The sequence below is a fragment of the Aeromonas sp. FDAARGOS 1408 genome, assembly GCF_019048665.1.
In the GTDB taxonomy this organism is placed as follows: Bacteria; Pseudomonadota; Gammaproteobacteria; order Enterobacterales; family Aeromonadaceae; genus Aeromonas; species Aeromonas dhakensis.
In genome coordinates this window covers 3,433,222-3,451,281 of sequence record NZ_CP077394.1, presented here as the reverse complement: position 1 = coordinate 3,451,281, position 18,060 = coordinate 3,433,222, and the positions used below count along the sequence as shown (strand labels likewise).

General features: G+C 59.3%; 20 protein-coding genes. 14 read left to right on the top strand and 6 right to left on the bottom strand.

Annotated features, from left to right (window positions below):
• Positions 1-2: 2 nt before the first annotated feature.
• Positions 3-389 (bottom strand): type IV pilin protein, encoded by a 387-nt coding sequence (locus I6L38_RS15845; RefSeq protein ID WP_005308836.1) that lies wholly within the window; start codon positions 387-389, stop codon positions 3-5.
• A 93-nt stretch (positions 390-482) separates the two neighbouring features.
• Here I6L38_RS15845 and I6L38_RS15840 point away from each other — a divergent pair, with 93 nt between their 5' ends.
• The 8 genes from I6L38_RS15840 (at position 483) to luxS (ending at position 8,078) form a co-directional block, all read left to right on the top strand.
• A complete protein-coding gene (locus I6L38_RS15840) occupies positions 483-1,016 on the top strand; it encodes a GspH/FimT family pseudopilin (RefSeq protein WP_005308838.1) in 534 nt (177 codons plus the stop codon).
• 20 nt (positions 1,017-1,036) lie between these two features.
• Positions 1,037-1,624 (top strand): PilW family protein, encoded by a 588-nt coding sequence (locus I6L38_RS15835; protein ID WP_005308840.1) that lies wholly within the window; start codon positions 1,037-1,039, stop codon positions 1,622-1,624.
• A 4-nt stretch (positions 1,625-1,628) separates the two neighbouring features.
• Positions 1,629-2,735, top strand: a complete 1,107-nt coding sequence (locus I6L38_RS15830; RefSeq protein ID WP_005308842.1) for a hypothetical protein — start codon at positions 1,629-1,631, stop codon at positions 2,733-2,735.
• Positions 2,736-2,743: 8 nt separating this feature from the next.
• Positions 2,744-4,852, top strand: a complete 2,109-nt coding sequence (locus I6L38_RS15825) for a prepilin-type N-terminal cleavage/methylation domain-containing protein (RefSeq protein WP_216988707.1) — start codon at positions 2,744-2,746, stop codon at positions 4,850-4,852.
• A gap of 73 nt (positions 4,853-4,925) precedes the next feature.
• Positions 4,926-6,548, top strand: a complete 1,623-nt coding sequence (locus tag I6L38_RS15820) for an NAD+ synthase (protein ID WP_216988706.1) — start codon at positions 4,926-4,928, stop codon at positions 6,546-6,548.
• 9 nt (positions 6,549-6,557) lie between these two features.
• Positions 6,558-6,896 (top strand): nitrogen regulatory protein P-II, encoded by a 339-nt coding sequence (gene glnB / locus I6L38_RS15815; protein ID WP_005308848.1) that lies wholly within the window; start codon positions 6,558-6,560, stop codon positions 6,894-6,896.
• Between the two features lie 60 nt (positions 6,897-6,956).
• A complete protein-coding gene (locus I6L38_RS15810) occupies positions 6,957-7,550 on the top strand; it encodes a transglycosylase SLT domain-containing protein (RefSeq protein WP_272943021.1) in 594 nt (197 codons plus the stop codon).
• Positions 7,551-7,568: 18 nt separating this feature from the next.
• Positions 7,569-8,078, top strand: coding sequence for an S-ribosylhomocysteine lyase (gene luxS / locus I6L38_RS15805; RefSeq protein WP_005308851.1), 510 nt, complete (start codon positions 7,569-7,571; stop codon positions 8,076-8,078).
• Positions 8,079-8,139: 61 nt separating this feature from the next.
• Here luxS and I6L38_RS15800 read toward each other — a convergent pair whose 3' ends face one another.
• Positions 8,140-9,162, bottom strand: coding sequence for a GGDEF domain-containing protein (locus I6L38_RS15800; RefSeq protein ID WP_026139011.1), 1,023 nt, complete (start codon positions 9,160-9,162; stop codon positions 8,140-8,142).
• Positions 9,163-9,296: 134 nt separating this feature from the next.
• Here I6L38_RS15800 and rnr point away from each other — a divergent pair, with 134 nt between their 5' ends.
• Entirely contained in the window at positions 9,297-11,690 is a 2,394-nt protein-coding gene (gene rnr, locus I6L38_RS15795) for a ribonuclease R (RefSeq protein ID WP_216988705.1), read from the top strand.
• A gap of 222 nt (positions 11,691-11,912) precedes the next feature.
• Here the strand turns inward: rnr and I6L38_RS15790 are convergent, their stop codons facing one another.
• The 4 genes from I6L38_RS15790 to I6L38_RS15775 all read right to left on the bottom strand — a co-directional run bounded on the left by I6L38_RS15790 (position 11,913) and on the right by I6L38_RS15775 (position 14,471).
• Positions 11,913-12,779 carry a hypothetical protein gene (locus I6L38_RS15790; RefSeq protein ID WP_005308857.1) on the bottom strand — a complete coding sequence of 289 codons (867 nt, stop codon included), beginning with the start codon at positions 12,777-12,779 and terminating at the stop codon, positions 11,913-11,915.
• Between the two features lie 134 nt (positions 12,780-12,913).
• Positions 12,914-13,333 carry a GFA family protein gene (locus I6L38_RS15785; RefSeq protein WP_017782205.1) on the bottom strand — a complete coding sequence of 140 codons (420 nt, stop codon included), beginning with the start codon at positions 13,331-13,333 and terminating at the stop codon, positions 12,914-12,916.
• Between the two features lie 73 nt (positions 13,334-13,406).
• The gene (locus I6L38_RS15780) at positions 13,407-14,147 is read right to left on the bottom strand and encodes a PhzF family phenazine biosynthesis protein (RefSeq protein ID WP_201882846.1); all 741 of its coding nucleotides are present in this window, start codon (positions 14,145-14,147) and stop codon (positions 13,407-13,409) included.
• A 96-nt stretch (positions 14,148-14,243) separates the two neighbouring features.
• The gene (locus tag I6L38_RS15775) at positions 14,244-14,471 is read right to left on the bottom strand and encodes a hypothetical protein (protein WP_201882840.1); all 228 of its coding nucleotides are present in this window, start codon (positions 14,469-14,471) and stop codon (positions 14,244-14,246) included.
• A 502-nt stretch (positions 14,472-14,973) separates the two neighbouring features.
• On the opposite strand from I6L38_RS15775, the gene I6L38_RS22745 reads away from it, so the two are divergent.
• From I6L38_RS22745 to I6L38_RS15750, 5 genes are all read left to right on the top strand, one after another.
• A complete protein-coding gene (locus I6L38_RS22745) occupies positions 14,974-15,099 on the top strand; it encodes a hypothetical protein (protein ID WP_264082780.1) in 126 nt (41 codons plus the stop codon).
• Positions 15,089-15,838, top strand: a complete 750-nt coding sequence (gene rlmB / locus I6L38_RS15765) for a 23S rRNA (guanosine(2251)-2'-O)-methyltransferase RlmB (RefSeq protein ID WP_201882830.1) — start codon at positions 15,089-15,091, stop codon at positions 15,836-15,838. Before I6L38_RS22745 ends, rlmB begins: the two co-directional genes overlap by 11 nt.
• A 10-nt stretch (positions 15,839-15,848) precedes the next feature.
• Entirely contained in the window at positions 15,849-16,415 is a 567-nt protein-coding gene (locus tag I6L38_RS15760) for a Crp/Fnr family transcriptional regulator (protein WP_201882828.1), read from the top strand.
• Positions 16,416-16,472: 57 nt separating this feature from the next.
• On the top strand, positions 16,473-16,922 hold the full coding sequence (locus tag I6L38_RS15755; RefSeq protein WP_005308863.1) for a GNAT family N-acetyltransferase: 450 nt from the start codon (positions 16,473-16,475) through the stop codon (positions 16,920-16,922).
• 218 nt (positions 16,923-17,140) lie between these two features.
• Positions 17,141-18,001, top strand: a complete 861-nt coding sequence (locus I6L38_RS15750) for a DMT family transporter (RefSeq protein WP_010635120.1) — start codon at positions 17,141-17,143, stop codon at positions 17,999-18,001.
• Positions 18,002-18,060: the final 59 nt, after the last annotated feature.

Here is an 18,060-nt window from a genome sequence, read left to right as displayed (position 1 = left end):
TGTTACCAGCAGGCGGCCGGGGTCTTGATGTCAGCCTTGTTGAGGGTGAGGGTATCGCAGGCGGTGCTGCCGCTCTTGTCACCCACCTGCGCTCCCTTGCTGGTGGCGATCAGGGTGTAGGTGGTTGCGGTAGCCCCGGAGATGGTGAAGTCATAGTAGCTGCTGGTGGGGTTGCCCACCTGGGACGGGGTCGTGCCGTAGCTGGTGTTGGAGACTCTGAACTCTTCCTGTTTCAGCTGCATGCTGAGCAAGCCCTTGAACGCCTCGGCTCGACGGGATTTGCGCAAACCGTCGCTGAAACTGGGGTAGGCGATGGATGCAATGATGGCGACGATGGCGACTGCAACGAGCAGTTCCAGCAGCGTGATTCCGGACTGTTTGGCTTTCATGGGGCGGCATGCTTCGTGAAACAGGTTGATACTATAGGATAGTACTGACGGTGTGCTCTACTGGCATGTGCAAAAAGAAAGGAGTCTTGAACGATGGAAGGCAGAAAGGGCAGATCCGCCGGTTTTACCCTGATAGAGCTGATGGTCGCCCTGTCTCTGGTCGCTCTGCTGCTGACCGTTGCGATTCCCAGTTATCAATCACTGCGCCAGGAGCAGATGGTCAAGGCCGCCACCCAGGCGGTGTATACGGATGTGATGTTGCTGAAGTCCGAGGCCATCAAGCGTAATCGCACCCTGCAATTCATCATCTTCAACAGCGGCACCAGCAATTGGTGTTACCGCATTTTTATCGATGGCAGCTGCAACAGTTGCAGCGATCACTGTTCCAGCATTGAGGGGCGCAAAGGGGGCGATGCCAGTGAATATCCCGGTATCAGCCTGGTTGCCAGCTACAGTGAATCGTCAAGCAACATCAGGCCCCTGAGTATCTCTCCCAGAAGGTCCTCCCTGACGGCGGGGAATATTGCCATCTCATCCGGTACCTACTCCATGCAGGTCAAGACCAACAATGTCGGACGTGTGCGTACCTGCGGAGTCAGCAATGTCAGTGGGGTGCCTGCATGTTGAGAGCACCAAGGGGATTCAATGTGGTGGAGCTGATGGTTGCCATGGTCGCAGGCCTGCTGCTGGTCGCCGCGGTGACATCCTTGTTCGCCACCATCCTCAGGGTCAATCAAACCTCCATGCAGGTGAGCCGCCTCAATCAGGAGCTGCAGAGCGTCACCGACATGATTGCCCGTGACGTGCAGCGCACCGGTTATGATCAGGGGGCGACAGCCTTTCTCGGCGCGGCATCGGGAGCCAGATCTCCTTTCTATTTCGATACCAGCAGCGATCTGATGAATGAGACGGTCACAGGCTCCAAGATTTATCGCTGCATCAGGCTGAAATACGATGATGATAACAACGGCTCTCTTGGGGCTGATGAAACTTATATCTACAGCTACGACAGTGCCGACAAAGGGGTGCAGCTTGGCACCAGTTGCAGCACCGGCAGCCTGCTGAGTACCGACAATACCATCGAAATTACGGATCTCACCTTCTCGCTGTTGAGTGGCAGCGTCTCGTCAGGTGCACGGACGGTGCGGCTGAACATATCAGGCCAGTTCAAGGCCAATACCGCACTCAAACTCACTCTGCAGCGTGATATCAAGCTGCGCAACGACGGGTATTGATGTCATGCAACGTCATCTTGGTTTTACCACCTTCACCGTTACCTTGCTGCTTACTGTGATGTTGCTGAGCATCTCGTTGCTGGTGGGCAAGCTGATGGTGTCTGACCGCCGTGTCAGCCTCAACGAAGTGCAGTATCGACAGGCGCTGGCCCTGGCCGAACTGGGTTTATCCGACGGGGTCGGCCGCTTGGCACAGGACGCAAGTTGGCGTAGCGCCAGCAGTGGCGTGTCGGTCACTGTGTCGGCCGGTACCTATACCCTGTTTGCGCTGGACGACACAGCCGTGACCGTGGGTGGGGCGAGCGTGACGCCGGTCAGGGTGCGAGCCCAGGCTACCCTGGTTGACAGTACTGCCAATGCCGATGTGGAGATAAAGACCATCAAGGTCAGCGTATTGGCTGGCACCCCGGCTGCCCCCCTGACGGTTGCCGGTGGTATGGCCGTTTCCGGCAACTTTACCGTGGTGGCCAATCCCAACGGGGGCGGGCCTGGGGTGCCGCTCTCCATCTGGACCAACGGTAATGTGGATCTGACCAATGGCTCCGGTCAGACCTGCCATCAGGGGGATTACAGCGGAGGGTGCAGTGCCTACATCAGCCAGAAGGGGGACAAGCAGTCGGACATCAAGGACAACGATACCGCCTTCCCAAGCGATCTGGTCTGGTATCTGTTCAACGAGAATGACGATGCAACAGGATGGGCCAATCTGGAGTCGCGGGCGGTGCAGATGCTGACCAATTGCGATTCGTTGTCGACCGCCTCCCGTGGACTCATCATCGTCGATGGGGACTGCAAGCCGGGCGGTTCGATCGGTTCGGTTGCCGCACCTGTGGTACTTATCGTGCGCAACGGGGATCTGATGGTCAACGGCAACGCCACCCTCTATGGGCTGGTGTTCGCCTACTCCTCCACACCCGCCACGACTACCAACGATATCAGCTTGAAGGGGGGCGCCATCGTCAATGGCGCAGTGGTTGCCAACTACCAACTGGGCAAGACCGCCAACGGGACCTTCGACGCCAAGTACGACCAAGCGGTGCTGAGCAATATCGAGAATGGAGCCGCATTTCAGATCATTAACCTAGTGCCCGGTAGCTGGCGGGACTGGTAGGAGCGAACATGAAACCGCACAAGGGATTCGGGCTGTTGGAGATCTTGATCACCCTGGTTCTGCTCGGGGTGGGGGTGGCCGGGTTGGTGGCCATGTCGCGCGGGATCCTCGGGGCCTCCCAGGACGGTCGGCGCTATGAGGTGGCGATGCGGCTGGCCGAGTCGAAACTCGATGATTTTCGTACCTTCAACGGCGTAGTGAGTGCCGTCTCTCCGCTCACGGCCTATAACAGCATTGCGGCGGGCACCAGTACGGTCACCCCCGCCGACGGCGGCGGGACCTATACCCTGAGCTGGACCGTCAACAACCAGTACTGGAATGGTACGGCCTGGCAGACCACGGCCCCGGCGGGATACCTGCAGTCCTACCCGGGTCGCAAGGTCGTCAACGTAACCGTCAGCTGGAGCGACAATGACGGGAATCCGATCTCGTTGTTATTGGCCGGTGCAGTGTCGCCGGCAGAGTCACTGGCCCAGAACCAGTTGAATGGCGGGCTCGATACCAGTCGCGAGCCACCCCAGGTGGTCTATACCCCGGGGGTGGCGCCGGACGTCATCTCCATCCAAATCGATCAGGAAGGGCGCAAGCAGGAGACCAGCAAACCGCTGCCGACGGTGACCTCCAAGGATGGCACCGTCGGCAAGCTGGTGCAGTTCGAGACGGTCACCTACAAGCCCGACAACGGTGGCAACACCCAGCAGGTGCTGCAGGATCTGGCCTCGGTCTCCTGCTCTTGCAGTTACGGCTCGAGCGTCAATGCCTACCTGCCGGGCCAGGCGATCCTGACCGACAGCAATCTTCTCTACTGGAGCGTGGGCTCCCAGGTCACCAAGCAGACCGGCATCCTCAACAGCAGCGTCAAGGATCAACCCACCCTCTGCACCAGTTGCTGCAAGAACCACTTCGATGGCAGTGGCAGCAGCTTTGATCAGTTCTACTCCCCGCTGCACACCAACAGGCAGCGCTATAACAGCTCGCTCACCTCGGTCAACAGTGGCGACTATGTGGATGCCTGCCGCTTTGTCCGGCTCGATGGCTATTATCGCCCTCTGCCCGAGTGGAACCTGATCAAGGTGGTGGTGGCCAGCGCCGACTTCCTCGCCAAGACGGCCAATCAGACCAGCTACCAGAATTACATCAAGTACGTGGTCACCACCTATATCACCTGGCAGAAGAACACCCTCAACTGGACAGCGAACCCCACAGCCACGCCACCGACCATCACCGAGTTTGCCGACTGGTTGCCTGCCAACGCGGCGGCGGGGGGAGACACCACGACCAAGGTCACCATGAGCACGGGCACGGCCCAGCTGATCGCGCGCGGCATCTATGTGGATGTGCTCTCGCCCACCTATCTGGCCGCACTCGACCTGACCTCGCAGGATCTGCTGGCCAGGGTGCCATTCCAGGATATCAACCTGACCATGCTGGCCGAGTGGAGTCTGGTGCCCTTGAGTGGCCAGCTGACCGGCAGTGTCTCCGACTATGTAGGGGTGACCAACGAGACGGTCAAGACGGTGGTCGATCTCAACAACTACTACTTCGGCAGCTACAGTCGCGGCTACCTGTCTGCCAAGAAGAGCACCAAGGATGCCTCCAACGTGTTGCAGAGCGCGTCGATCAAGGTGACCGCCTATCAAGGCAACTCGGGGATCACCGCCTCGCTCATCTCGCCAGTGGATCAGAGTGAAGCCAAGAGCGCCAGCATGCCGGTGGCGATCGATACCAGCGCCCAAACCGTACCGACCCTGACCGTGTCGGGGCGGATCGAGTGTCTGGAGAAGGTCAGCAACAAGGACCCATCCCCCACGGCGTGCAACAAGAACACCTTCAACGGGTTGAGCGTGACCACCACCACCACGGGGGCTACCTGTCGCATCGACAAGCCCCAGGCCAACAACCAGCCGGCCACCTATGTCTGCACGGCGGCACAAAACAGCAGCCTGGTGGTGAGTTTCTCCTACAGTGCCCAGGGTAACACCACCTATCTGCTGAAACCGGCGTCGTTGAGCATCGCCATGACACCGCCCGCCAGCGGTCAGGTGATCACCGGGCCCTGTGGCCTGCTGGTGGACAACGGCGTGACCAACGCGAGCAGCCTGACTTGTACCCCCTGAGTCTTGGGCGCTGGCACAGCCAGCGCCTTTTCTTTATCATTCCCCATCATTTTCGAATTCAAGATGCATCGCCATGGCAAAAGCCCTCTCTCTGATGCTTGCCCAGTTGAATCTGACGGTAGGCGCCATCGAAGATAACTGTGACAAGGTGCTGGCGGCAGCCGCCGAAGCCGATCGGCAAGGCGCCGATCTGCTGGTTTGCTCCGAACTGGCCCTGACCGGCTACCCGCCGGAAGATCTGCTGCTGCGCGCCGATCTGATGATCCGAGTGGAGGCCGCGCTGACCCGCATCGCGGCATGGCAGGGGGCTTGCGCCATTCTGGTGGGTCACCCCTGGCGTGAAGGGGAGGCGCTCTACAATGCCGCCTCCCTCTATGAACAGGGGCAGCTGGTCGCACGCTACTTCAAGCAGGATCTGCCCAACTACGGGGTCTTCGACGAGAAGCGCTACTTCACCGCGGCAACCGAGACCTGCGTGGTCCCCTTCCGTGGTCATCAGCTGGGCTTGCTCATCTGCGAAGACCTCTGGCAGCCGGGGCCGGCGCTGGCCGCCAAGGCCGCTGGGGCCGAGCTGCTGCTCACCATCAATGCTTCGCCCTACGATCAGGAAAAACCCTGGATCCGACGCGAGCTGATGGCGGAGCGCTGCGATCAGACCGGTCTGCCGCTCATCTACCTCAACCAGGTATGCGGTCAGGACGAGCTGATCTTCGACGGCTGCTCCAAGGTGTTCAACAGCCAGGGCGAGCTGACTCACAAGCTCGCCCCCTTTGCCGAAGAGCTGGCGCTGGTGCGCTTTGCCGATGGTCAGCCGGTGAAGGAGCGGGAACCCGCCGCACCACTGGAACCCTTGGCCGAGACCTATCAGGCACTGGTACTGGCGGTGCGCGACTACGTCACCAAGAACGGCTTCCACGGCGCCGTGCTGGGCCTCTCCGGCGGCATCGACTCTGCGCTGACTCTGGCCATCGCGGCCGATGCCATCGGCGCCGACAAGGTGCAGGCGGTGATGATGCCGTTCCGCTACACCGCCCAGATGAGCGTGGAAGATGCCAAGGAGCAGGCCGAACGGATGGGGGTGGAGTTCAACATCATCTCCATCGAGCCGATGTTCGAGGGTTTCATGGCCCAGCTGGCCCCGCTGTTTGAGGGCACTGCCCGCGACACCACCGAAGAGAACCTGCAGGCCCGCTGCCGTGGCGTGCTGTTGATGGCGCTCTCCAACAAGCGTCGTCGCATCGTGCTGACCACCGGCAACAAGAGCGAGATGGCGGTGGGCTATGCCACCCTGTACGGCGACATGGCCGGCGGTTTCGACGTGCTCAAGGATGTCCCCAAGACGCTGGTCTTCAAGCTGTGCGAATACCGCAATTCCGTCGATTATGTGATCCCGCAGCGGGTCATCGACCGTCCTCCTTCGGCAGAATTGGCACCGGACCAGGTGGATCAGGACAGCCTGCCCCCCTATGACATCCTGGATGCCATCCTCAAGCGCTATGTGGAAGAAGATGCCTCCGTGGCTGACATGGTGGCGGAAGGCTTCGAGGAGGCGGTGGTGCGCAAGGTGATCCACCTCGTGGATCTCAACGAATACAAGCGCCGTCAGGCTGCGGTCGGGCCCCGCATCACGGCCCGCAACTTTGGTAAGGATCGCCGTTACCCCATCACGTCCGGGTTTGGCAAACAAAACTGGTAAGGAGTCACCATGAAGAAGATTGAAGCCATCATCAAACCGTTCAAGCTGGACGATGTGCGCGAGGCCCTGGCCGAGATCGGCATCAACGGCATGACGGTATCCGAGGTCAAGGGCTTCGGCCGCCAGAAGGGCCACACCGAGCTCTATCGCGGCGCCGAGTACATGGTCGACTTCCTGCCCAAGGTGAAGGTGGAGCTGGTGGTGCAGGACGAGGATCTCGATGCCTGCCTGGAAGCGATCCAGAACACCGCCCGCACCGGCAAGATTGGTGACGGCAAGATCTTCGTCTGCGAGGTGGAGCGGGTCATCCGCATCCGTACCGGCGAAGAGAACGAAGACGCCATCTGACGGATGGCTGAGCCTTGTGATGAGCCAACGAATGGAGACTCGAGCCCGCTGATGTCCTGGATGCGCCTCGTTGCGGTGGCCGGCCTGCTGGCCGGTCTGACCGCCTGCAGTACCCGGCCGCCGGCCCAGCCGGAAAACCTGTGCCAGATCTTTCGCGAGAAGCCGGACTGGCACAAGGCGGCGCTCAAGATGAACGAGAAGTGGGGAACGCCTGTGCAGGTGGTGATGGCCATGATGTATCAGGAGTCCTCCTTCGTGCACGATGCCCAGCCGCCGATGCAGTATTTCCTCTTCATCCCGACCGGGCGGGCCAGCTCCGCCTACGGCTATGCCCAGGTCAAAGATGAAACCTGGGCCGACTATCAGCGGGAGACCGGCAACAGCTGGAGCGATCGCGATGATTTTGCCGACGCCATCGACTTCATGGGCTGGTACACTCACAAGGCCCAGCGGCTGAACGGCACCTCCAAGTGGGATGCGTATGGCCAGTATCTCAACTATCACGAAGGGTGGGGTGGCTATCGGCGTGGCAGCTACCGCAGCAAGGGATGGCTGATGAAGACATCCCGCAAGGTGGAGGCCCGCGCCCAGCGCTACGGCGCCCAGTATCGACAATGCAAGGATCAGCTCTCCAGCGGGGGCTGGTTCTGGTAACCAAATCAGGAGTCAGAAATGCCGTTATTGGACAGTTTTACCGTTGACCACACCCGCATGGCCGCGCCGGCGGTGCGTGTGGCCAAGACCATGCAGACCCCGAACAAGGACACCATTACCGTGTTCGATCTGCGTTTCTGCGTGCCGAACCAGGAGATCCTCTCCGAGCGCGGCATCCACACCCTCGAGCACCTGTTTGCCGGCTTTATGCGTGACCATCTCAATGGGGATGGGGTTGAGATCATCGACATCTCCCCCATGGGTTGCCGCACCGGCTTCTACATGAGCCTGATCGGTGCACCGGACGAAGCCCGGGTTGGCGCTGCCTGGCAGGCCGCCATGAGCGACGTGCTGACCGTGCAGGAGCAGGGCAAGATCCCCGAGCTGAACGAATATCAGTGCGGTACCTACAGCATGCACTCATTGGAAGAGGCCCATGCCATCGCCCGCCACGTGCTGGAGCGCGGCATCGGCGTCAACCGCAATGACGAACTGGCTCTGCCGGAAGAGAAGCTGAAAAGCCTCTGATCCCGGGATGGCAAACATGAAAAAGGCCGGTCAATGACCGGCCTTTTTGCGTTTGGCGAGTTCAGGATGGCAGCGGCATCACCCGGTTGCGGCCCAGCTCCTTGGCCTTGTAGAGCAGCTTGTCAGTGCGCTCGACCAGGCTGTCGCCCGTCTCCTGACCGTTGTGCTCGCCAACGCCAAACGAGGCGGTGATGTGGTCGATGCGTCGGCCCGACTTGCGATCCAGGATCGACATTTTCTCGATGGCCCGGCGCAGGCTCTCCGCCATCTGGCGGCTCAGCGCCAGGTTGCGCATGGGGAGCAGCAGGGCAAACTCCTCGCCGCCGAGGCGGTAGGCGGTGACGCCCTCCTTGCAGGTCTCCCGCAGTCGCTTGCTGAAGGCACGCAGTACCTGATCTCCCAGCAGGTGGCCATATTCGTCGTTGAAACTCTTGAAGCGGTCGATATCGGCGAGGATCAGCGAGAAGGGCTGCTTGCTGCGCAGCAGGCTGTCTATCTCCAGATCGAAGGCGCGCCGGTTGAGCAGGCTGGTGAGGGCATCCTCGTTGGCCAGCTTGCGGGTCTCGTTGAGCGCCTCGCGCAGCTCCTTGATCTCCTTCTCGGCGCTGCTGAGCTGGTTGCGAAAGTGCATGGTCGACATGCGCACGTCCCGCGATTCGCGCACCAGATCCCGCAGGATCCCCATGGTGTCTTCCAGGCTCAGCCCCTCGTCATCGATGAGGCTCAGCCGGTCGAAACTCTTGTCGAGCATCTCCTGGAACATGCCGGTATCCGAGATGGCATCCTGCATGGTGTGGCCGAGCTCGTTGGCCATGGCGGCCAGGTTGAGCTTCATCGCCTCCATCTGTTGCTCGTCCTGGGCGGCAAGGTGCTGGTGATAGAGGCGTTCGCAGGTGGTCAGCGAGCAGGTGCCTTGCAGCTTGATGGCCTGATCGATGGCCTGATTGAGCTCGGGCATGCTGGCCGCCACATAGTTATACCAAAGGGTGTAATTATCCGGCGTGGTGGGGATTTGATACTTGATCATCAGGGGAACCGCCTGTTTGAGATAGGCGGCGGATTGGGCGAACGAATCCTTGCTCATGAGTTCCATGTCTCATCATGACTGCAAACTGTGCATAGTATGACAGAGAGATTGGCCAAAAGGCAGTCGATGGATGCCATTCGCCCCCCCCTCCGATATAATGTCGCCGTTACCACCTACCCTAAGGCCTGCTTATGTCTCAAAAAGATCCTTTCCTCGAACGCGAGGCCGAAAAATACGAGAATCCGATCGCCAGTCGCGAGCTGATCCTCGACCTCATCAAGGGCCATGAAAAGCCCATGTCCCGTGAAGAGTTGGCCAAGGTCCTCAAGCTGACCGAAGAAGAGCCGCTGGAAGCCTTGCGTCGTCGTCTGCGCGCCATGGAGCGCGACGGTCAACTGGTCTTCACCCGCAACCAGTGTTACGCCCTGCCGGATCGCCTGAATCTGGTCAAAGGCTATGTGCTCGGCCACAAGGATGGCTTCGGTTTCCTGCGTCCCGAGGGTGGTGGCCCGGATCTGTTCCTGAACAACCGCGAGATGCAGCGCCTGATGCACGGCGACTACGCCCTGGTGCAGCCCACCGAGATCGACCGCAAGGGTCGCCAGGAGGCGCGTCTGGTGCGTTTGCTCAAGGCCCGCGAGGCGGACATCGTCGGTCGCTATTTCGTCGAGAATGGCGTCGGTTTCGTGGTACCCGACGACAGCCGTATCGGCCAGGACATCATCATCCCGGAAGGGGAGAACAAGGGCGCTCGCCAGAGCCAGGTGGTGGTCGTGCGCATCAACCAGCGCGCCACTGCCCGCTTCAACGCGGTCGGCACCGTGCTGGAAGTGCTGGGTGAAAACATGGCACCCGGCATGGAGATCGAGATTGCCCTGCGTACCCACGGCATCCCGCACACCTGGCCCGAGGAGGTGACCAAGGAGGTTGCTGGTCTCGGCGAACAGGTGCCGGAGAAGGCCAAAGAGGGTCGCATCGACCTGCGCGCCCTGCCGCTGGTCACCATCGACGGGGAAGATGCCCGCGACTTCGACGATGCCGTCTTCTGTGAAGCCAAGCGCGGCGGTGGCTGGCGCCTGTGGGTCGCCATTGCCGACGTCTCCGCCTACGTGAAGCCGGGCACCGCCCTCGACACCGAGGCCTATCAGCGCGGCAACTCGGTCTACTTCCCCGAGTTTGTGGTGCCCATGCTGCCGGAGGTGCTCTCCAACGGCCTCTGCTCGCTCAACCCGCAGGTTGACCGCCTCTGCATGGTGTGCGAGATGACCATCTCGGCCGCCGGCCGCATGTCCGGCTACAAGTTCTACGAAGCGGTGATGAACTCCCACGCCCGCATGACCTACACCAAGGTGGCGGCGATCCTGGATGGCGATCCCAAGCTGCGCCAGCAGTACGAGCCGCTGGTGGGCCACATCGAGGAGCTCAACAACCTCTACAAGGCGCTCAAGCATGCCCGCCATCAGCGCGGTGCGGTGGAGTTCGAGAGCGAAGAGACCCGCTTCATCTTCAACGCCCAGCGCAAGATCGACCGCATCGTGCCGCTGGTGCGCAACGACGCCCACAAGATCATCGAAGAGTGCATGATCCAGGCGAACGTGGCCGCTGCCCGTTATATCGAGAAGAACGAGGCCGCCGCCCTGTTCCGGGTGCACGACCGCCCGGGCGAAGAGCGCCTCACCGGCTTCCGTGACTTCCTGGCCGAGCTGGGCCTGGAGCTCAAGGGGGGCCTGGAGCCCGAGCCGAAGGATTTCGCCGACCTGGCCGCCAAGTTTGAAGGGCGCCCGGATGCGGAGCTGCTCTCCACCATGCTGCTGCGCTCCATGCGTCAGGCCATCTATCAGGCCGACAACATCGGTCACTTCGGTCTGGCCTTGAAGTCTTACGCTCACTTCACCTCGCCGATCCGCCGCTACCCCGACCTCATCCTGCACCGCGCGATCAAGTATCAGACCGCCAAGGAGCAGCAGGGCAACCTGCGCCACAAGTGGACGCCGAGCGGTGGCTACCACTACCAGCTGGAAGAAGTGGATCCGATGGGCGAGCACTGCTCCATGACCGAGCGCCGCGCCGATGACGCCACCCGCGACGTGGCCGACTGGCTCAAATGCGAGTACATGCTGGATCACGTGGGTGACGAATTCGACGGTGTCATCGCCAGCGTCACCGGCTTTGGCTTCTTCGTGCGTCTGGCGGAGATCCACATCGACGGTCTGGTGCACGTCAGCACCCTCACCAACGACTACTACCAGTTCGACCCGCTGCACCAGCAGCTGATCGGCGAGAACTTCCGCCGCCGCTACCGTCTTGGTGACAAGGTGCGCGTCAAGGTGATGGGCGTGAACCTGGACGATCGCAAGATCGACTTCGTGATGGTGGAAGAGCCCCTCCAGGTTACCGGCAAGAACGCCAAGCAGGCGGCGCGCAAGATGGCCGAGATCAAGAAGGAGAAGGCCAAGAGCGCCGAGCGTCACGACAAACGCAAAGAGAAAGAGGGCAAGGACCACGGTAAATCAGCCAAGGGCGGCCGTGCCAAACCCAGCAACAGACGACCGAGCAAAAAAGCGCGCGACAAGGCCAAGGGGTAAACCCTCGGCCCATGCTTGGAGCCGGCGACCCGGTCTGAGGTCGTAAGGGGCTGATGGCCCCGGGGTATCTACTACAGCGCCCGATAGTCCTGGAGACGAAAAAAATCCGAACCCTGTTACCGGGGTTCGGATTTTTTTATGGTCATCGAAGTGGGGGAGGGGCTGCCACTACTGTTTATGTACTCTTCCTGTGTAGCGTTTTCTCACCTCCGCCACGTTTTTTTATGCGGTGGTTTTGGCATAGGCAGCGGCCTTTAGCTCTAAGTATTTAGCGACCACCGCTACCAGCGGTATCCAATTCTTATTTGGCTGGCAATCTGAATACTTGTAGTGATCTCGGGTCTCTAACATTTTTAGGTCGGTATTGGCGAGCGCACTCAGACCACCGATGAAACCAATATACTGGTAACCCGCTTCCAGCAATGTAGGTGCTTTTGCTACGAGCGCTTGAATGGTTGGTTCACGGCCTGTTTCGGTTGCTGATGTGTTGGCTTCGCTGGTGCTCCGTTCAATGGCTGCCCGTATGGTGGACAGGGCATAGTGTTTATCTGTGCTCGGTGGCTCGGTTACCACTGGCTCTATGGTGTGTAGCATATCGGTCCATGTCATTCGACGATAGTTTGAAGGCCAATCACCAATGTTATCCAAGGGAAGGACGGTCAGTGCCAAGTAATGGAATTGGCACGTCCCATAAACAGTATTCGGCAGGGCGCGTCGAATTGCGATCTCTTGTTCCTGCAACTGTTCGGCAAGTGCGCTACTAGAGGGATGTGTAAAGAATTTTGCCTCTATCACTAGTGCGGTGTCACCGTGTCGAAAAAAGAGATCTGGCACAACAGCCCTTGCCTTTTGAGCTGATTCAATATCATCTGCCCAGCCAGGCTGGTTTGGTTTAACCACATCTCGAATCGGGTTCAGTTCGGCAACAGCCTCAGTATCGCTTAATCGTTTCGATGCACACCAAGGTAGACCCAGTTGTTTAAAAAGGGCTCCTAAGCCAGCAAAATCATCTGCCATAAGCAAGTGTGGTAACAACATTGTCGCGTATTGGCGTTCACTGCGGGCTGTATCCGAGAAGAAGTAAGGCATCTTGTGATCCTGTGACGGGATGAAGCGGGAGTTAGGGGGACAACATAGTGCCTATCCGCTTCAGGTGGTCAATCGTCGAGTTGTTGACTCCTACATGGCACTCAAAATGATGGCTATCTCTCTAGACTGCAGTGTCAGGGTGTTTTTCCATATTTTCGATCAGAGATATGGTTAATACCATCAGATGTGGGTACTTCTCCAAGAGCAAATGGATTGACACCTTCAAGGCAGCCGACGTTGTAGGCGAAAACGCTTGGATCGGAGCGACGCTGATGGTGGGTATATATGCCGCAGACTTTGCAGAAATAGTGTTTGGCCGTATGTGTATTGAATTGATACAGGGTGAGCAACTCTTCACCTTGAAGGATGCGCAGACTGGCGACAGGAACAGAAGAGCAAATGGCACCACGACGACGGCAGATAGAACAATTGCAACGCCTCGGGTTTTCTACTCCGTTCGGCAAGCTCAGTTCAATAACAACCCCGCCACAATGGCAAATTACTCTGTGGATCGGACTGATTTGAACGTTCCCGATAGCTTTGAAATCTGCCATTTTTCAGTAAACCCCAATGCTTGGCTTAGGGACTGGACACATAGTGCGTTGACAGCCCATCTTGAGTCGTTTGTTAAATTGCAATAGCACGTAGCTTGGCTTGAGCACACACCGTGATTAAACTCTCTGTCGTGCGCTCTACTTCAAAATAACCACCAGACACTGAAAGTTGATGCACATTCAATGAATCTGAACCAAGTTTTTTAAACCAATAAGGAGCAAGCGAGCATTGTGCTGAGCCCGTTGCCAAATCTTCAGATATGCCAATTTTAGGGGCGAAGTATCTTAGAACATAACCACTCTTTCCATTTGCGGCTGTCACGATTAGAGCATAATAGCCATTGAGTTTCTTCAATCGTTCATCGTCTGGCTGGAAATTCATTACCCTCTCTACAGAGGGTAAAACCAAGACTAAATCTCGAGTAGAAAAAACGTCAATGGCATCGGCAGCTAAGTCAGATATCTCTACTGGAGCAGGACAAGGCTGGCCCTCCCAACTTGGCAGCAAAAGTGTATATAGGCCATTTCTTTTAGCAATAACAACTTCACCATGTCTGCTACTGAAAACCACCTCATCCAGCGAGTACTTGGAAATAATTGCAGCGCCAGCTCCCAAACTACCGTGACCGCAAAGATTAATTTCACCATCCAATGCAAACCAACGAATATGAAATTTTCCGTCAACTTTAGTAATGAAGGAAGTAACTGGCAGCCCAATGTCACGGGTGATTTGATGCAACTCGTTATCGGGAAGCCAGTTTTTTAGCTCTAACACGCCACAAGGATTGCCAAAGGCCGATTCACCGATAAACACATCATAAATATCAATTTTGATAATCCACAATCCTTGACTGAAACTTAATCAAAATTAGATGGAAGACGGTACTAACACATTGGTGCCGCCTTCCATCTAGCCCTGCTTCGCTCTGATAGCAATCATTAGCAATATCATTAAAAAACCACTTATTAATTTCTTGCCTCTGACGCTGAATGTGTTCGCATGACTTCCGTATTTTTCTCGCGCATTGCCGTTGTGAGGAAAAACCGTGGCGGTGTTTGCCATGATATGTGCCGACAAGGCTACCGCCCCTGAATTCCAGCCTCCAGTCTGCTGCGTGGTTTCGTTGGCCTGGTTCATGGGTGACTCCGACGAGACGGTTGCCAAACGGCTATGGTAGCGAGTGCCGCCGGGGAGAAAAGAGGGGAGTAATGATTTCCTGAGCAGGATCAACAAATTAATTGGCATGGGGGGGCTTTGTGCGTAGTGCGCCAATACGGCGAGTTTCAGGTATCAGCAAGTGCATCAGAGGGGCAGGGTATTGGCTCCCCCCTGTAATCCGCCGAGGGGAGGGCGCAAGGTCAAGAGCGCCATCAGGAATGATGGCGCAGCCGCAGTTGGGCATGGATGCCCCATCTGCGGCGGTCCGTCCGACCTTGTGCTTGACCCGAGGGAAACCGCGCAGCGGTCGGATTGGCGGGGGAAGGCCTTCTTGGTGACTTCTTGGGCCAGCAAGACGTCACTCGCCGCAGCCCACAGGGAGGGCGAAACCCCGCATAGTGGCAATCCCGCAGGGATTGGGATGCTTGGCACAGGCGAAGGAGTTTGGCTGAACTCCCTAGGGACCGGAGTCTCTGGTATGATGCGCCATCATTTAGCGACCGGTGACGACGCCAGCATCATGCTGGTCAGGCTGCCGGTAGGGCCATTTTTCTTTGTGGCGCACTGGGTGCGACCCGACACCACGGATCTTGAACATGAGCAGTGAACTGATTTACGGCATCCACGCCGTGGCCGCCCTTCTTGAGCGCGAGCCGGAGCGTTTCATCGAAGTGTGGGCCCTCAAGGGCCGCGACGATGAGCGGCTGCAGCCCCTGCTGGCGGAGCTGGATGCGCTCGGCCTCAAGGTGCAGAGCGTGAACCGCAAGACGCTCGACGACAAGGCGGAGGGCAACAATCACCAGGGCATCATGGCCCGGCTGAAGGAGGCGCCCAAGCTGGCCGAGCACGACCTGGCCAGCCTGCTGGACAAGCTGGCCGAGCAAGAAACCGTCCCCTTCCTGCTGGTGCTGGACGGGGTGACCGATCCGCACAACCTGGGTGCCTGCCTGCGCAGCGCCGATGCGGCCGGGGTGCATGCGGTGATCGTGCCGCGCGACAAAGCCACCGGGCTGACCCCTATCGTGCGCAAGGTCGCCTGTGGCGCCGCCGAAGTGGTGCCGCTCATTCAGGTCACCAACCTGGCTCGCAGCCTGCGCGAGCTGCAGGAGCGTGGCGTCTGGCTGGTCGGCACCGCCGGTGAGGCGGATCACGACCTCTATCAGGCCAAGCTGACCGGCCCGATGGCGCTGGTGATGGGCGCAGAGGGCAAGGGTATGCGTCGCCTCACCCGCGAGCACTGCGACGAGCTGGTGAGCATCCCGATGGCGGGGGCGGTATCCAGCCTCAACGTCTCGGTGGCGACTGGCGTCTGCCTGTTCGAAGCCGTGCGCCAGCGCCGCGCCTGAGGCGAGCTGAATGGACAGACCCCCGTTTTGCCGGGATCGGGTCACGGATGAGCAGGAGGCCGCGCGCCTCCTCTCTTTTGCCCGGCCGCTGACCCTGAGCCCCCGCGCCTGCCTCTGGCATACCGGCGATCGACCCGATCTGCTGGTGATGGTGGAGCAGGGGCTGCTGCGGGCCAAGGTGGTGCTGGCAGATGGCCGCGAGTACATCAAGGAGTTTTACTGGGAGGGTGACGAGTTCCTCGACTTCCACCACCTGCTCAGCGGCGAGCCGGCTCGCTACAGCGTGGAGGTGCTGGAGCCCTGTCGGCTCTTGCTGTTCAATCTGGCCGACCTGCGCACGCTCTCCTGCTGGCCCGCCTGGTATCAGCATCTGCTGGCGGTGCAGCTGCGCATCAAGGAGGAGAAGGAGCTGCTGCTCTTGACCGAGAGCCCGCAGGCCCGTTATCAGCACTTTCTGCGCAGTTTTCCCGCTCTGGAGGCCAGGGTGCCCGATCACCAGATCGCCGCCTATCTCGGCATCACCCCCATCAGCCTGAGCCGCATTCGCAAACGGCTGAAGGATCTTAACAAAGGTTAATGCCGGCCCGCGTGCGGCTGGCTATGCTGCCCTTCTCATCATGAGCAAGGAATCCCCATGAACTGGTCTCTCAAATCTTTCGAACAACTCGACGTCAACGAACTCTATGAACTGCTCACCCTGAGATCTCGGGTCTTCGTGGTGGAGCAGACCTGCGTCTTTCTCGATCTGGACGGTGTCGACAAGCGCCCCGACGTACTGCACCTGCTCGGCTGGCAGGATGGGGCACTGGTGGCCTATGCCAGGCTGATGGCGCCCGGTGTGGCCAAGAGTGAGCAGGTGGTGATCGGCCGGGTGGTGACCGCCCCCGAGGCGCGAGGTGATGGCCTGGGCCACCGGCTGATGCAGCAGGCGCTGCAGGAGTGTGCCCGGCTGTGGCCCGGGGTCAGCATCTATCTGGGGGCTCAGGCGCACCTGCAGGGCTTCTACGGCCGTCACGGCTTCACCGCCGTGGGTGAACCCTATCTGGAAGATGACATCCCCCACATCGGCATGAGCTCCTCTTAATGCCTTTTAGGCATAACAATGAAATTATTATGTCTTGAGGTAGTAAAGAAAACGGGTGCTCGGCGCCATGTTAGTGGGTACCCTCTGAGTGATTAATCGGCAACAGTTGATGGATAGGTTTTAAAAATGGTCTTTTACCCCATTAATACAGAACAAGATTCAGCGATTGAGCCGTTGAGCCATTTTATTTGCGTTCGTCACACGAGCGGTTGTCGCTGATGGAGTTGTTGCGCAAGCGGTTCGCACTGGACCTGCAAACCTTCGCCATCATCACCCTGGTGCTGGGCAATCTGGCCCAGGCCTTCTCCGACGTGCTGGTCAAGCTGATCGGCCCCGGCTTCAGCCCCTTCCAATACATGTTCCTGCGCCAGCTGCTGACCCTGCTGGTGCTGCTGCCCTTCATGCTGCGGGTGCCGCGCTCGGCCTGGGGGCTGGGTGCCTGGAAGTGGCACCTGCTGCGCGGCCACCTCTGCCTGCTCGGCGGCGGTGGCATGATGCTGGCTCTGACCCAGTTGCCGCTGGCCACGGCCAACGCCATCTTCTATGTCTCCCCGCTGCTGACGTTGCCGCTGGCGGCCTGGCTGCTCAAGGAGAAGATCCACCCCAGAGTCTGGCTGCTGAGCGGCATGGGGCTGCTCGGGGTAGTGTTCGTGCTGCGGCCGGGGGATTTCCATCTGGCCGGGCTGGGCGCCCTGGTGACCGCCTTCACCCTGGCGCTGTTCAACATCACGGGACGCAAGTTGCCGGCCGGGATCTCGGTGGTGGCGACCCTGTTCTGGGCCAACCTGCTGGCCATGCCGCTGACCGCGGGTCTGGCGGTGGGTCAGTGGCAGCCGGTGGACTGGCGGCTGCTGGTGCTGATCGGCGGCAGCGGCGTCATGCAGCTGCTCTATCACGCCAGCTGCTTCTATTCCTATCGTCAGGTGGAGGCCAACCGCATCGCGGCGACCGAGTACTCGGGTCTGATGTTCGTGGTGCTGCTGGGGGTCTGGCTGTTTGGCGAGATCCCGGCGTGGAACCTCTGGGTCGGGGTGAGCTTCATCCTGCTGGCCATTCACTGGCAGCGCCGGTTGCGCTGAGGCCAGGCCGGCAGCAGGCTGCCGGATGAGAAAAACAGGCATCTTATGAGGCCGCTCTC